9 protein-coding genes and 1 pseudogene are annotated in these 14,601 nt (G+C 68.3%); 1 reads left to right on the plus strand and 9 read right to left on the minus strand.

Annotated elements, in window-relative coordinates:
- Positions 1-225: 225 nt before the first annotated feature.
- The 8 genes and pseudogenes from NAM01S_RS17585 to NAM01S_RS17620 form a co-directional block, all read right to left on the minus strand.
- Positions 226-600: pseudogene (locus NAM01S_RS17585) on the minus strand (FadR/GntR family transcriptional regulator); the annotation flags it as partial.
- Between the two features lie 332 nt (positions 601-932).
- Positions 933-1,589: a hypothetical protein gene (locus NAM01S_RS17590; RefSeq protein ID WP_253798923.1), complete on the minus strand. Its 657-nt coding sequence runs from the start codon at positions 1,587-1,589 to the stop codon at positions 933-935.
- The gene (locus NAM01S_RS17595) at positions 1,586-3,256 is read right to left on the minus strand and encodes an ABC transporter family substrate-binding protein (RefSeq protein ID WP_067786566.1); all 1,671 of its coding nucleotides are present in this window, start codon (positions 3,254-3,256) and stop codon (positions 1,586-1,588) included. The genes NAM01S_RS17590 and NAM01S_RS17595 overlap by 4 nt, the downstream gene beginning before the upstream one ends.
- A gap of 35 nt (positions 3,257-3,291) precedes the next feature.
- Positions 3,292-4,974, minus strand: a complete 1,683-nt coding sequence (locus NAM01S_RS17600) for an ABC transporter family substrate-binding protein (RefSeq protein WP_067786568.1) — start codon at positions 4,972-4,974, stop codon at positions 3,292-3,294.
- Positions 4,971-6,641, minus strand: coding sequence for an ABC transporter family substrate-binding protein (locus tag NAM01S_RS17605; RefSeq protein ID WP_067786570.1), 1,671 nt, complete (start codon positions 6,639-6,641; stop codon positions 4,971-4,973). Before NAM01S_RS17605 ends, NAM01S_RS17600 begins: the two co-directional genes overlap by 4 nt.
- 13 nt (positions 6,642-6,654) lie before the next feature.
- The gene (locus NAM01S_RS17610) at positions 6,655-8,508 is read right to left on the minus strand and encodes an ABC transporter ATP-binding protein (protein WP_067786572.1); all 1,854 of its coding nucleotides are present in this window, start codon (positions 8,506-8,508) and stop codon (positions 6,655-6,657) included.
- Positions 8,505-9,431 (minus strand): ABC transporter permease, encoded by a 927-nt coding sequence (locus NAM01S_RS17615; RefSeq protein ID WP_067786574.1) that lies wholly within the window; start codon positions 9,429-9,431, stop codon positions 8,505-8,507. Before NAM01S_RS17615 ends, NAM01S_RS17610 begins: the two co-directional genes overlap by 4 nt.
- Before the next feature lie 40 nt (positions 9,432-9,471).
- Positions 9,472-10,449 (minus strand): ABC transporter permease, encoded by a 978-nt coding sequence (locus NAM01S_RS17620; RefSeq protein ID WP_067786576.1) that lies wholly within the window; start codon positions 10,447-10,449, stop codon positions 9,472-9,474.
- A gap of 153 nt (positions 10,450-10,602) precedes the next feature.
- On the opposite strand from NAM01S_RS17620, the gene NAM01S_RS17625 reads away from it, so the two are divergent.
- Positions 10,603-11,442, plus strand: coding sequence for a Cof-type HAD-IIB family hydrolase (locus NAM01S_RS17625; RefSeq protein ID WP_067786578.1), 840 nt, complete (start codon positions 10,603-10,605; stop codon positions 11,440-11,442).
- Between the two features lie 170 nt (positions 11,443-11,612).
- Here NAM01S_RS17625 and NAM01S_RS34095 read toward each other — a convergent pair whose 3' ends face one another.
- Positions 11,613-14,489 (minus strand): N-acetylmuramoyl-L-alanine amidase, encoded by a 2,877-nt coding sequence (locus tag NAM01S_RS34095; RefSeq protein ID WP_253798921.1) that lies wholly within the window; start codon positions 14,487-14,489, stop codon positions 11,613-11,615.
- Positions 14,490-14,601 lie beyond the last annotated feature (112 nt).

Raw genomic sequence — 14,601 nt, forward strand, 5'->3', positions numbered from 1 at the left:
CTCGTCGTGCCTGCGGTTGTCGCGGCCGGTCATGCCCGGTTGGGTGGCGTTCGGGTCGTCGCGCCTGCGGTTGTCGCGGCCGGTCATGCCCGGTTGGGTGGCGTTCGGGTCGTCGTGCCCGCGATTGTCGCGGCCTGTCGCGCGTGACTCGCTGGCATTCGCCTCGCCGTCCGCCCGTTCCGGCAAACCCGACCGGCCGGTGGCGCGCGCGCTTTCCCGGTCCAACGCCGCCATCCGCGCCGCCGCCAGTTCGGCAACCTTCGGCCCGTTGTGCATGCGGACCTCCAGGATGCTGCGCGCGACAGCGGGTTCGAGCATGCCCTCGCGGATCAGCAACCGGGGCAGCACCTCCAGCCCGGCGCCGCGCCGATAGTCGAGCACGGTGGTCGCGTCACCCTGCCGCACCGCGACGAGTCCCGCCGCGGCGAGGCGTTGCAGCGCCTCGCGCACCGCGGGCCGCGAGACGCCGAGCGCCTCCGCCAACTGCCGTTCGCTCGGCAAGGTCGACCCCGGCGCCAGTTCACCGCTGAGCACATCCGCGGCGATCTGCTCGAACACATCCGCCGACACCGACCGCTTGACCACAGGTTGCAACGCCATGCGTCCACTCTGCGCCACGGTGGTCAGCTGGTCAAGTGGTCAGACCAATTCCGCCGACGTGCCTCCACGCAGACTGTCCGCTATGAGGTGTCCGAGCAGACCGGATCGGACGTGCTCGCCGCACACGAGCTGACCCATTTCCTCGCCGACGAACGTGCACAACCTTCGCCTGCTTCGAGGCCCCGGCCCGCCCCAACCCGAACCGGGCCCTCCCACAAACCCATTGCACGCCGCACATAGCCACCGCCTATGTGCGGCGTACACGAGCTGTGTGGCAGCTATGCTCGCGTCGGCCTCGCAGACCTCGCAACCACTGCGAAGCGTGCAGATCCTTAGCTCGGGTCGGACCCGCGAATAGCAGCCAGCCATGTCGCGGTGGCGGCCGCGACGCACAGCGCCCCGACGAAGGTGACGAGCCCCCCACCATCGACATAGATCCAGAGCAGCGCGGCGAAGGGCGCGGCAACGGCGGGCTGAACGTCGAACAGCAGGCGGCGCGTCACCCGGCTCGCCGCGAGCACGGGCGCGTCCGGATCGGGCCGACTCGGATTGTCGACGAGCCGCCCGGGCGGTTCCGTATCCCGCGCCCGCCCCGAGGGATACAGCCGCAGATCCCCCGCGCGAAGGACACGCCCGTCGAACTCGGCCGCCGACTCCGTAAACGTGACGAGCGCCGGATCGAAGAACACCGGCAACCACCGTCGCGCACCGGCCGGACCGATGACCTCCAACCACGATCGACTGACCAACCGGTGCTGCTGCCGAACCCGCGCGACCCGAAAACCCCCCGCCCCTGGCAACCCGCAGGACAGCACCCCGAAGGCCATCAGAAGCCGAATCCCGGTGTAGCCCGATATCCCCAGCGCCACCGTCGCCAACCCGGCCAACTGGTCCACCGTGGCGAACGGCGCCCACGCGGCACAGACCGCGAGGGCGCCGAGCGTCACGCCGATCGGGTAGGCCAGCGGATGAGCCGACCTCGAACTCACTTCAGGAAGCCGACTTTCGTGTAATCCGGCGTTGCCAACCCGAACGCGCCGTAGTTGGCGAGGTTGTCGCGCGCCGCGTAGGTGCCCGAAGCCTGGTGCAGCGGAATCGAATAGCCCTCGGCGAAGATCATCTGGTCGCACTGGTTGGCCAGCTCGATCGCCTTGTCCGGGTCGAGCTCCGCGATGGTCTTGTCGATGAGAGCGTTGAGCTCCGGCGAACCGATCCGGGCCTTGTTGCCCATCAGGTTGTTCGGGTCGTAGTAGTAGACCTGCTGCAACGCGCCGAGCGGCAGCGCGCTACCGCCCCAGCTGAATTGGGCGATGTCGAAGTTGCCAGGATCGATGACGTCCTTGAACAGGCCCGTGCCCGGCACGGTCTGGATGGTCAGCTTCACGCCGACCGCGGCCAGGTTCTGCTGCACGATCTGCGCGGTCTGCACCCAGGCGTCCTGCTGGTACATCACGTCGCGGAGCTCGAGCCTGCGGCCGTCCTTCTCGCGCACGTCGCCGTTGAGTTTCCAGCCGAGCTCGTCGAGCATCCGGGCCGCCTCGGCCGGGTCGTAGGAGATCGGCGCGGCGTTGTCCTGGTAGCCCTTCTGGCCGGCCATGAAGATGTGGTTGTTCAGCGGCTTCGGGTTCTCCACGACGCCGTTCTGCGCCGCGGTCACGATGCCCTGCCGGTCGATGGCCTTGGATATGGCGATCCGCAGCTGCGGGTCCTCCAGCAGCGAGCCGGGCGCGCCGTTGAAGGTCAGATGCGACCAGCTCGGCTCCGGCGCGCGCCGGATGACCACGTTCGCCGCGTTGCGAGCCGCCGTCACGTTCTCGATGCCGGACATGTAGGCGATGTCGAGCTCGTTGTTCTGGATGGCGGGCAGCCAGGCGGTGTGGTCGAGCACGCTGAAGGTGATGGTGTCCAGCTTCGGGGTGTCGCCCCACCATTGCGGGTTGCGGCTCAGCGTGATTCGCTGCTGCGCGCGGTCGATGTTGCTGATCACGAAGGGGCCCGAGCTGAGCGTCAGCCCGTCCCGGTTGGCGGTGTTGAACGCCTCGGGCGTCGCGGTGACCGACTTCGGGTAGAGCGGGCTGAACTGTCCGCGCCATTCACCGTAGGGCTGGCTGAAGGTGACGATCGCCTGCCGGTCGTCGACGCCGCGCTCGACCTTCTCCACCCGGTCGAAGCCGCTCAGCGCCGAGACCAGGTACGCGTTGTCCTTCCCGCTCTGCGCGTTCGCCTGGGAACGCAGGTCCTCCCAGGTGATCGGGCTGCCGTCGGACCACACGGCCTTCGGATTGATGGTGTAGGTGACCTGCTGCGGGCTGGTGTTGGTGAGCTGCACGTCGGTGAAGAAGTTGTGATCCACCGAGAGCTCGCCCGCCGCGTTGCTGACGAACGGAGCGGGCATGGTCGGTCCCGCCACCATCGCGCCGCTCTCGGTGCCGCCGTCCACTTGGAGCACGTTGAAGTTCTCCGGGAACGAGCTCAGCACCAACCGCAGATTCCCACCGTCGCGCAACTGGCTCGGGTCCACCGGGTTGATGTCGTTGGTGCTGCCGATCGTGCTGGTGCCGGGCGCGACGGCGCCGTTGTCGGAACAACCGGTGAGGATCAGGCCGAACGCGGCGAGTGGCACCGCCAATCTGGTGGTCAAGGAACGTATCCGCATCGAGCTGGTCCTTCCGCGTCGGCCTGATCGTCACATCACTGCGTGAACCCGACCTTAGTTGCGTCGGCGGAGGCCAGGCCGAACGCGCCGTAGTTGGCGAGGTCAGCGCGCACCGCGACGGTGCCGGGCGACTGCACGATCGGCACCGAGTGGCCCATGTCGAAGATCATCTTGTCGGCCCGGTTGGCCAGCTCGATGGCCTTGTTCGGGTCGAGCTCGGAGATCGTCTCCTCGATCAGCGCGTTCAATTCGGGGCTGCCGACGCGGCCCTTGTTGCTGAGCCGGTTGTTCGGGTCGTAGGCGTAGATCTGCGGCAGCGCGCCGAGCGGCAGGATGCCGCCGGACCAGGTGAACTGGCAGATCTCGAAGTTGCCAGGATCGATCACGTCGGTGAAAAGGCCGTTGCCGGGGAAGGTTTGGATGGTCATCTTCACGCCGACAGCGGCGAGGTTCTGCTGCGCGATCTGCGCGATCTGCACCCAGGTGTCCTGCTGGTACATCACATTGCGCAGTTCCAGCCTGCGGCCGTCCTTCTCGCGCACGTCGCCGTTGAGCTTCCAGCCCAGTTCGTCGAGTATCCGCGCGGCGCCCTCGGGGTCGTAGGCCACCGACTGGGCGTTGTCCTGGTAGCCCTTCTGGCCGTTGAGGTAGATGTGGTTGTTCAGCGGCTTGGGGTTGTCGACGATGCCGTTCTGCGTCGCGGTGGCGATGCCCTGCCGGTCGATGGCCTTGGCGATCGCGATCCGCAGCCGCGCGTCCTCGAGCAGCGAGCCCGGCGCGCCGTTGAAGGTGAAGTGCGAGAACCGCGGCGCGGCGGCGCGGCGCACCTGGATGCCCGGCGAGTTGGTCGCGGTCTTCACCTCGTCGATGCCGGACACGGTCGCGTAGTCGAGCTCGTTGTTCTGCAGGGCCGAGATGCGGGCGGAGTAGTCGAGCACGCTGAAGGTGACGGTGTCGAGCTTCGGGGTGTCGCCCCACCACTTCGGGTTGCGCTTCAGCACGATGCGCTGCTGGGCGCGGTCGATCGAGTCGATGAGGAACGGACCGGACGAGATCGGCAGGGTGTTGCGCGCCCAGTTCTGGAAGGAATCCGGCGATTCGGTGGACGCCTTCGGGTAGAGCGGGTTGAACAGGCCCTGCCATTCGGCGTAGTGCTTACCGAAGGTGACGATCGCCTGCCGATCGTCGACACCCCGCTCGACCTTCTCCACCCGGCTGTAGCCCTGCGTCGCGCGCACCTGGTAGGCCGTGTCGCGGCCGTTCAGCGCGTTGACCTGCGAGCGGAGGTCCTCCCAAGTGATCGGAGCGCCGTCGGACCACACCGCTTTCGGGTTGATCGTGTAGGTGATCTGCTGCGGATTGGTGTTGGTCAGCTCGATCTCGGTGAAATAGTTCGTGTCGGTCGTCAATTCACCCGCGGCGTCGGAATTCACCGTGCCGGGCAGCATCCAGCCGACCACATCGCCGACGTCACCCGAGGCGTCCACGTGCGAGGAGTTGAAGGTCTCCGGGAAGGCGGTCAGCGCCAAGCGCAGGTTGCCGCCCTCGCGCAACTCGCTGCGATCGCGGGGGTTGATGTCGTTGCTGGTGCCGATCGAACTCGAGCCGGACTGCACATCGGCGCCCGCGCCACAGCCCGCCAGCAGCAGCGCGATGGCCAGCGCCGGCGCGGCCACCCCTAGGCCGAGGCGACGACGAGAATGAATTGCTGCGGTCATTTCACGAATCCGATCTTGGTGTAGTCGTAGGACGACAGGCCGGGCGAGCCGAAGTTGGCCACCTCGGCGCGGACGCCCCAGCTGCCGTCCGACTGGGTGAGCGGCAGCGAGTGCCCCTCTTCGAACACTTTGCGGTCCACCTCGTTGGCCAGTTCGACGGCCTTGGCGGGATCCAGCTCGCGCAGGGTGCGCTCGATGAGCGCGTTCAGTTCCGGCGATCCGATGCGACCGAAGTTGCCCTGGAGGTCGTTCGGGTCGTAGTAGTAGATCTGCCGAATGCTGCTGAGCGGGAAGGCGTCACCCTGGAAAATGAACTGGGCGGCGTCGAAATCGCCCGGCTGGATGACGTCGGTGAAGTAGCCCGCGGCCGGTTTGGTGTCGATGACGAGGCCGACACCGATCTGCGCGAGGTTCTGCTGGATGATCTGCGCGATCTGCACCCACAGCGCGTCGTTGTACATCACGTCGCGGATGATCAGCTTGCGGCCGTCCTTCTCGCGGACGTCGCCGTTGAGCTTCCAGCCGAGCGCGTCGAGTTCGCGCGCCGCCGCGGCCGGATCGTAGGGCAGGCTGTTGTCCTGGTAGCCGCGCTGACCCTGCAGGTAGACGTGGTTGTTCAGCGGTCGCGGGTTCTCCACGAGGCCGTTCTGGGTGGCGGTCGCGATGCCCTGGCGATCGATCGCCTTCGAAATGGCCACGCGCACGGCCGGATCGGCGAGGATCGAGCCGGGCGCGCCGTTGAACGTGATGTGCCGCCAGCGATTACCCGGCGCGCGGCGCACCACCAGGCCCTCGGTGCCGCGGACATTCTTCACGTCATCGATGGAATTGAGCATGACCGCGTCGATCTCGTTGTTCTGCAACGCGGCGACCCAGGCGCTGCGATCGAGCACGGAGTAGGTGATGGTGTCCAGCTTGGGCCGCTCGCCCCACCAGTTCGGATTGCGGCCCAACACGATCCGGCCTTGGCCGCGGTCGGTCGACTGCACCTGGAACGGGCCCGCGGTCGGACCCATCGCGTCGACCAGGCTGTTGTTGAACGACTCCGGGTCCTGCGTCACCGATTTCGGGAAGAGCACGCCGTTGCCCGCGAACTGGCCGCGCCATTCGGCGTAGGGATGGCTGAAGGTGAGGATCGCCTGGCGGTCGTCGACGCCGCGCTCGACCTTCTCGACGAACTCGAAACCGTTGGTGATGCCGATCAGGAAGCGCTTGTCCCTTCCGCTGAGCGCGTTCGCCTGGGAACGGATGTCCTCCCAGGTGATCGGGGCGCCATCGGACCAGAAGGCCTTCGGATTGATGGTGTAGGTGACCTGCTGCGGGTCGGTGCTGGTCAGCGCGACGGCGGTGAAGTAGTCGTGATTGATCGACAATTCGCCCGCGGCGTCGGTGTTGAACGCGCGCGGCATCATCGGGCGCTCGATCTCGGCGATCTCGCCCTCGTTGCCGTCGTTGGACAGGGTGTTCCAGTTCGCCGGGAACGAGGTGGTTGCCAGCCGGAGATTGCCGCCCTCGCGGATCTCCTCGCGCGGCTTGGGGTTGATGTCGCTGGTGGTGCCGAGCGCGTCGGACAGACCCGCTGCCGAGTCGTCGTCGGCCGTACCGCACCCGGCGGCGATCAACCCGACCGCCACCGCGCCCGCGATCCATCGCATTCCACTCCGCATGCTGTCCTCCTGACTATCGACTGACGACCGGCACGGGCACCGCGTCGATCAGCCTGCGGGTGTACTCGTGGCTCGGCTCGGCGAAAATCCGCTCGGCGGGCCCGGATTCGACGATCTTGCCGCGATACATCACCGCGATGTCGTGCGCCAGGTTGCGCACCACCGAGAGATCGTGCGAGACGAACAGATACGACAGGCCGCGCTCGGTCTGTAGATCGCGCAGCAGATTCAGCACACCGGCCTGGATCGAGACGTCCAGCGAGGACACCGGCTCGTCGAGCACCAGCAACTCCGGATCGAGCGCGAGGGCCCGCGCGATGCTGATGCGCTGCTTCTGGCCGCCGGAGAAATCGGCGGGATAGCGGTCGGCGTGCTCGGGACGCAGACCGACCTGCTCGAGCAGTTCCGGCACCCGGCGAGCGATCTCGGCGCGCGGGCGTCCGTCGATGCGCAGCGGTTCGGCAAGCGCGTCGAAGATCGGCAGGCGCGGGTCCAGCGAGGCGGTCGGATCCTGGAAGACGATCTGCATCGTGCGCCGGATCTCGCGCCGCTGGGCCTTGGTCAGGGTGGACACGTCGCGGCCCATGATCTCGATGGTGCCCGACTGCGGCCGCACCAGGTCCAGAATCTGGGTGAGCGTTGTGGATTTTCCGGACCCCGACTCGCCGACCAGCGCCAGCGTGCGCCCGGCCCGCACCTCGAAGCTGATCCCGTCGACCGCGCGCACCTCGCCCTTGCGGCGCTGGAACACCACGCCCGAGGTGATCGGGAAGGTCTTGACCAGGTCGGTGACCCGCAGCACCACGCGAGAGTCGGTCTCCGCCTCGGCCTCGGGCTCCTCGATCTCGGAGCGGTACGCCTCGAACAGCCCCTGCGTGCCGACCTCCTCGGTGCGGATGCAGGCGGCGGCGTGGCCGGGATCGGTCATCTCCAGCGGCGGCTCGGCGGCGCGGCAGTCGTCGATCGAGATCGGGCAGCGCGGCGCGAACGAGCAGCCGGGCGGCAGCGCGTGCATGGCGGGCGGCGCGCCGACGATCGGGATGAGCGGGCGGCGCGGCGGCCCGTCCATGCGCGGGATCGAGCCGAGCAGACCCACCGTGTACGGCATCCGCGGCGCGTTGAACAACGCGCTCGCCGTTGCGGTTTCGACGATGCGCCCCGCGTACATCACCGCGACGCGATCGGCGAGCGTCGCCGCGATGCCCATGTCGTGGGTGATCATGATGACGCCCGCGCCGGTGATGTCGCGCGCCTTGCGCAGCAGATTCAGGATCTGCTTCTGCACCGTGACGTCCAGTGCGGTGGTCGGTTCGTCGCAGATGATCAGCGCCGGATCGTTGGCGATGGCCATCGCGATCACCACGCGCTGGCGCATGCCGCCGGAGAACTCGTGCGGGAACGCCTTGGCGCGCGTCTGCGCGTCATCGATGCCGACCAGTTCCAGCAGCTCGACCGCCTTCTCGGCGGCCTCCTTCCTGCCCATCGCGCCGTGCGCGAGCAGCGCCTCGGCGATCTGATCGCCAACCCGGTACACCGGGGTCAGCGCGGAGAGGGGGTCCTGGAACACCATGCTGATCGAGCTGCCGCGCAACCGCGACAACTCCCGGTCGCCGAGGCCGAGCAGTTCGCGGCCGCGCAGCCGGATCGAGCCGTTGATCCGTGCCTGCTCGGGCAGCAGACCCATCACCGCCAGCGACGACACCGACTTGCCTGACCCCGATTCGCCGACGATCGCGAGCACCTCGCCGTCGGCGACGCTGTAGTTCACCCCGCGTACGGCATCGATGCGGCCCTCCTCGCTGGGGAAGGAGACCCGCAGATCGGAGACTTCGAGCAGCGGGGCTGTCGAATTTGCGGTCGCGGTCATGCCTCTGTCTTCTCCTTCTTGCGCGACCGGGCCCGCTTGGCGCTCGGGTCGAACGCGTCGCGCAGGCCGTCACCGACCAGGTTCGCGCACAGCACGGTGATGATCAGCAGGCCACCGGAGAACATGAACAGCCACGGGTAGGTCAGCGCGGACTTGGTGCCCGCCGCGATCAGCGAGCCGAGCGAGACGTCCGGCGGCTGCACGCCGAAACCGAGGAAGCTCAGGCCGGTTTCGGCCATGATCGCCGAACCGACGGTGAGCGTGGTGTCGATGATCAGGATCGAGGCGATGTTCGGCACGATGTGGCTGACGATGACGGTGCGCGTCGGCGCGCCCATATACCGTGCGGCCTTGACGAATTCGCGGTCCCGCAGGCTCAACGTCAGACCGCGCACGATGCGCGCGCTGATCATCCAGCCGAACACCGCGAGCAGAACGATCAGCAGCGCGATCGAACCGCTGCCCTTCGTGCGCGGCGCGAACAGCGCGATGATGATGAAGCTCGGCACCACGAGCAGCAGGTCGACGAACCACATGATGGCCCGGTCGGTCCAGCCGCCGAGCAGACCGGCGAGCGCGCCGGCGGTCGCCGCGATGGTGGTCGAGATGATCGCCACGCACAGGCCGATGATCAGCGATTTCTGCAATCCGCGCAGGGTCTGCGCGAGCACGTCCTGGCCGATCTGGGTGGTGCCGAAGGGATGTTCGGCGCTCGGCGGTTTCAGCAGCGCGGTGTAGTCCATCTGCTGGTAGTCCCATGGCAGGAAGGGCGGCAGCGCGAAGCTCGCGACGAACAGCAGCACCAGCACGACCGCGCCCGCGACCGCGGGCTTGTTGCGCAGGAAACGCCGCAGCACCAGCTTGCGCCGCCCGGCCGCGGCGACCTCGGGCGCGCCTTGGACGATGATCTCGGCTTCGGTCATGCCGTTCTCCCCCTGATGAGAACCCCGTGGTCACGCGGGTTCATCCCACACGCACCCGTGGATCGAGAATCGCGTAGACGATGTCGGAGAGCAGGCCAGACACCAGCACGACCAGACCGGCGAACGCCGTCACCGTCACCACCACGTACAGGTCCTGGGCGTTGATCGAATCGACGAGCCACTCGCCGACGCCGTGCCAGCCGAAGATCTTCTCGGTGAACGTCGCGCCGGTGATCAGGCCGCCGAGGCTGTAGGCGAACAGGGTGGCCATCGGGATGAGCGCGGTGCGCAGGCCGTGCTTGTACAGCGCCTTGTTCCTGGTCAGACCCTTGGCGCGGGCGGTGCGGATGAAATCGCTTGCCAGCACGTCGAGCATCGCGTTGCGTTGATAGCGGCTGTATCCGGCCATGCCGCCGAGCGCGAGCGCCGCGGTCGGCAGCACCAGGTGCTGGAGCCGGTCGACCAGTTGCGGCCAGAAGCCCTCGATCGCGCTGGCCGAGGTCTCGCCGGTATAGAGGAATATCTGCGAGCCGGTCGCCGAATTGATCTCCAGCGCGCCGTATTTCAGCAGCGTGGCCAGCAGGAATATCGGTGTGCTGAGAATCAGCAGCGAGACCACCGTCGTGAAGTAATCGCTGAATTTGTATTGCCGAATCGCGCCCGCCGCGCCGATCAGCACACCGAGCACCGTGCCGACCAGCGAACCGATGATCAGCAGCCGCAGGCTCACCGCGACCCGGCGCGGCAATTCCTCGCTCACCGGCTGCCCGGCGAGCGTGGTGCCGAAATCGCCGCTCGGTATGCCCTTCAGCCAGGTGATATAGCGTTCCGGAATCGGATCGTTCAGATGCAATTCCTCGGCTTTGGCATCGATCACCGCCTGCGGCGGGCGGGGGTTGCGCTGTTCGAGACTGTCCAGCGGCCGAAATGTCAGCGACGCGAGGCTGAACGTCAGGAACGAAGCCAGCAGCAACAGCACGACATAATTGAGCGCGCGTCGTAGCAGGAAGCCGGTCATCAGTCCTCTGGTTCTCCAGCCGGCTCGGCCGGCATTCGAGTGTTAGCCCCTGATCATAAGGACGCCGCCGCCGACGCGCGTGCCACACATCTTTCCGGCATGTCCGGGGAACCCGCGTCGACCGCGACCGCGCCGAGACGGTTTTCCGGCAGGATGGAAGAGGTGACACGCCTGCACCTGCCCAAACCGAAGATGGTTGCCACCGATGTGGACGGCACACTGATCGATCACGACGAGCGCGTGACCGCCCGCACCAAGGCCGCGGTCGCCGCGCTGATCGCCGACGGCGTGCCGTTCGTGCTGGCCACCGGCAGGCCGCCGCGCTGGATCGACCCGGTGGTCGACGGTCTCGGCTTCGCGCCGCTGTGCGTCTGCGGCAACGGGGCGGTGATCTACGACAGCGCATCGGACCGGGTGCTCGCGAGCCGCTCCCTCGATGTCGAGACGCTGACCTGGATCGCCGATCTCGCCGAACGAGCACTGCCCGGCTGCGGACTCGCCGCCGAACGCATCGGCGCCAGCGCGCACGACGCGGCGACGCCCCAGTTCGTCAGCTCGCCGGAGTACGAGCACGCCTGGTTGAACCCGGACGACACCGCCGTCGCCCGCCACGAGGTGATCGATACGCCCGCGATCAAGATGCTCATCCGGTTGCGCGGTGCGCTCAGCGGCGATATGCGCGCGGTGCTCGCGCCGCTCATAGGCGATCGCGCGGACATCACCTACTCCACCGATCACGGGCTGATCGAGCTCTCGGCGCCCGGCGTGACCAAGGCGTCCGGGCTGGCCACCGTCGCGCAGCGGCTCGGCGTGCAGCACTCGACGATCATCGCCTTCGGAGACATGCCCAACGACGTCCCGATGCTCGCCATGGCCGGGCACGGCGTCGCTATGGCCAACGCGCACCCGGAGGCGTTGGCCGCGGCCGACGAGGTGACCGCGACCAACGCCGAGGACGGCGTGGCGCAAGTGCTCGAACGTTGGTGGGTCTGAGCGGGTTTCAGCTCGCCGAGCACCCGCACCGCGCGGAGGGACGAGAACGGCACGCGCGGGACGAGAACGGCAGGTCCCGGCTGTCGTCACAGACCATGCGCCACTCGCGGTGGAAGCTGCCGCCCAGGCGGGATGCCGCTGCGGAGGTCGAGCGAGCGTGGGTGTGGAAGCTACTGCCCGGCTGGGGCGGGGGTTCCGACTGGTCCCGGAGGTCCCGGAGGCCCCGCCGGGTCTTGTGGACCTGCCGAGCCCGCCGGACCGTCCGGGCCTTCCGGACCTGCCGGATCTGCCGGATCTGCCGGATCTGCCGGATCTGCCGGATCTGCCGGATCTGCCGGATCTGCCGGATCTGCCGGACCTGCCGGACCTGCCGGACCATCCTTAGGCCCCGCCGGACCTAGGTGGGGCGGCAACGGTGCGGCGACTTCCTGACCCTCGTTGCGCCGCATCTCCTGCTGATACGTCTCGTTGTAGGTCTTCCACACCGTCGTGACGATGCCGGTCAGCTGGTTCAGGATCAGTGAGCCGTACTGGAAGTCCGAGCGAAGGCCGTCCGGCACCGGGTAGGCGTTGGTGAGCGGCAGGCCGAGAATGCCCGAGTCGGCGCCGAGTTGCAGGAAGCGATCCAGGATCGCGCCCATCACCTCGACGACCTGACCGTCCGGCGCCGTGTAGACGTAGCCGTTGGCGAACCTGGCGTACTGCTGACCCTGCGCGGCGGGCAGCGGTTCGGACAGCGCTTGGCCGAGCGGGCCGTCGGGACCGCCCTTCGCCGAGTAGTGCTTGGCGATGATGTTCTCGTTCACCATGCTCAGCAGCCTGGCCGTCAGCGCGGCGAGCGTCGCGAGATCGGACTGGGTGCGTTGCGGCGCCTGGGGACTCGGCTGTGCGGGCGAGCCTGCCGAGACGCCCGCGGCGATGTCGCGGATCCGGTCCATCAGTTCGTAGGCGGCGTCACCGGGGCAGCTGGTGTTGCCGACGTCGCGGTGCGCGAACACGATCGGCAGGCGCACGGCCTCGCCCTGCGCGTACGGGGTGAACTCGGTGCCCTCGGAGTACATCGTGGTGTGGCCCTTGGGATCCAGGCCCGCGATCCTCGCCCGCCAGCCGATGAACTTGCCGACGGCGGTCACCGCTTGGTCGGACGGAATCTCCGACTCGTGATTGCCCATGAACGCCACGCCGGAGGTGTTCTCGTTGAACCCGCCCGCGTGCGCGCCCTGCACCGGGCGATCCAACCCGCCGGCGCGGCCCTCGAAGATCTGGCCGTACTTGTCGACGAGGGCGTTGTAGCCGATGTCGCACCAGCCCAGCGTCTGCGCGTGATAGGTGTAGATCGCGCGGACGATGCCCGCCGATTCGGCCTTGCTGTAGTCGTTGCGGCCCGCGGTGTGGTGCACGGTGACGCCACCGAGCCCGTCGTCGTAGGTGGGTTCGTCGCAGCGGATGGATTCGTCCGCGCCCCACTGGGATCGGGTGATCACGTTCGGTCCGCCGCCCGGCAGCGCGTTCGCGACGTTGTTGAGCGCGCCGTCGATGGCGCCGCGACCGGGATCGATCAGGACCGCGGTGAGCGACGGCGGTGTGAACTGGGCCGGATCGTTGTCGCTCGGCGCGGCGGCCGGGGTCGGTTGCAGCGGACCGGCTCCCGGTGCGCCACTGGAAGTTTGCGGCTGCGTAGCAGCAGGTTTGCGGGTGACCAGAATCTGGACCGCGGTGGTGTTCCCGACGTAGATCGGCTCGGTGCCCGCGGTGCCGTCGGCCGGAGCGCGGTCGTTGCGCCGGGTGTCGATGGGTTCGGACTCGTACCAGGGTCCCCAGGTGCCGTTGGGCTGGCGTGCCCGGACCATCGCCCTCGTGTTCGCCAGATCGCGCGCGGTGAGCGCGACGACGCTGAACGGTGTTTCCCTGGACAGCTCCTTCACCTGCGCGCCGACCTGGTCGATCAGCTCGGGCGGAAGTGCGCCGGGCGTCAGCGCGGGTGTGTCGGGAGTGGTGCCTTCCGGCAGGTCGGCCGGATCGGCGATGAACCTCACGCCGGGCTGCGGCACCGGGCTCGGCGTCGCGGGCGCGGGGACGGATTGACCGGGGTTCGGCTGCGCCGGCGCTTGGACCGGCTCGCCGGGGCTGGGCTGCGCGGGGGCGGTCTGGCCGGGTTCGGCCTGCGCTGGCGCTTGGACGGACTGGCCGGGCGCGGGTTGCGCGAGCGCGGGATCAGAAGGGCCCGGTACCGGCTGCGCGGCCGCGGGCGCGGACTGGCCCGGTGTGGGCTGCGCTGGGGCCTGGCCCGTTTGGCCGGGGCTGGGCTGCGCGGGGGCGGTCTGGCCGGGTTCGGGCTGCGCTGGTGCCTGGACGGTTTGGCCGGGCGCGGGCTGTGCGGCCGCGGGCGCGGACTGGCTTGGTGCAGGCTGTGGTGCCGCGACCGCCTGACCTGGGATGGGCTGCGCTGGTGCTTGACCGAATTGGCCGGGGCTGGGCTGCGCGGGCGCGGGGGCGGTCTGGCCGGGTTCGGCCTGCGCCGGTGCTTGGACCGGTTGGCCGGGGATGGGCTGCGCGGGAGCCTGGGGGGTTTGGCCTGGCAGGGGCGCTGCGGGCCGGGGTTGACCCGGGAGGGGCGCTGCCTGCGCGGACTGTCCAGGGAGCGGGGGATGGGTGGTCGGCGCGGTGAATCCGGGTTTCGGGGCGTCGGGCGATCCCTGGCCGATACGGGGGAGCGGGATTTCTTTCGGCAGCTGCACGCCCGGCGGCAACGGCAGGCCATCCGGTATCGGAATGCTCGACGGGATCGGCAGCATTCGTAAATCGGATAGTCGCAGGTCGGGGAGGTCGAGGCCGGTCAGTTCGCGCAGCGGGAGCGTGATGTCGGGCGCCTGGGTGAGCATCACTTCCGCCAATTGCGCGGGCACGGCGGCCAGCTCGGCGTCGTTGGCCGTGCGGTAGTCGGTCGAATCGCCCTGCGCGAGCGTCGCGAGCGGGGCCGCAACCGCAAGTGTGGTCACCATCGGGAGCACGTAGGAACGCTTCGGTTTGCGGTACGGCACGAGCATCTCCAATCAGGTCGAACCGGTGATCAGGTGCGGAAAACCAGGCTTGCTTCCTGATGCATCAACGATCACACTAGTTCACATCTGTCACATATCTAAACCTCTTGTTGAGGAT

Origin of the sequence: Nocardia amikacinitolerans NBRC 108937 (assembly GCF_001612615.1) — a bacterium.
Taxonomy (GTDB): domain Bacteria; phylum Actinomycetota; class Actinomycetes; order Mycobacteriales; family Mycobacteriaceae; genus Nocardia; species Nocardia amikacinitolerans.

What these genes read in the sequence shown, in the direction of transcription:
- NAM01S_RS17620 (WP_067786576.1), bottom strand. Translation starts at nt 10,449, where the DNA reads ATGACCGGCTTCCTGCTACGACGCGCGCTCAATTATGTCGTGCTGTTG.
- NAM01S_RS17595 (WP_067786566.1), bottom strand. Translation starts at nt 3,256, where the DNA reads ATGCGGATACGTTCCTTGACCACCAGATTGGCGGTGCCACTCGCCGCG.
- NAM01S_RS17615 (WP_067786574.1), bottom strand. Translation starts at nt 9,431, where the DNA reads ATGACCGAAGCCGAGATCATCGTCCAAGGCGCGCCCGAGGTCGCCGCG.
- NAM01S_RS17610 (WP_067786572.1), bottom strand. Translation starts at nt 8,508, where the DNA reads ATGACCGCGACCGCAAATTCGACAGCCCCGCTGCTCGAAGTCTCCGAT.
- NAM01S_RS17600 (WP_067786568.1), bottom strand. Translation starts at nt 4,974, where the DNA reads ATGACCGCAGCAATTCATTCTCGTCGTCGCCTCGGCCTAGGGGTGGCC.
- NAM01S_RS17625 (WP_067786578.1), top strand. Translation starts at nt 10,603, where the DNA reads ATGGAAGAGGTGACACGCCTGCACCTGCCCAAACCGAAGATGGTTGCC.
- NAM01S_RS34095 (WP_253798921.1), bottom strand. Translation starts at nt 14,489, where the DNA reads ATGCTCGTGCCGTACCGCAAACCGAAGCGTTCCTACGTGCTCCCGATG.
- NAM01S_RS17605 (WP_067786570.1), bottom strand. Translation starts at nt 6,641, where the DNA reads ATGCGGAGTGGAATGCGATGGATCGCGGGCGCGGTGGCGGTCGGGTTG.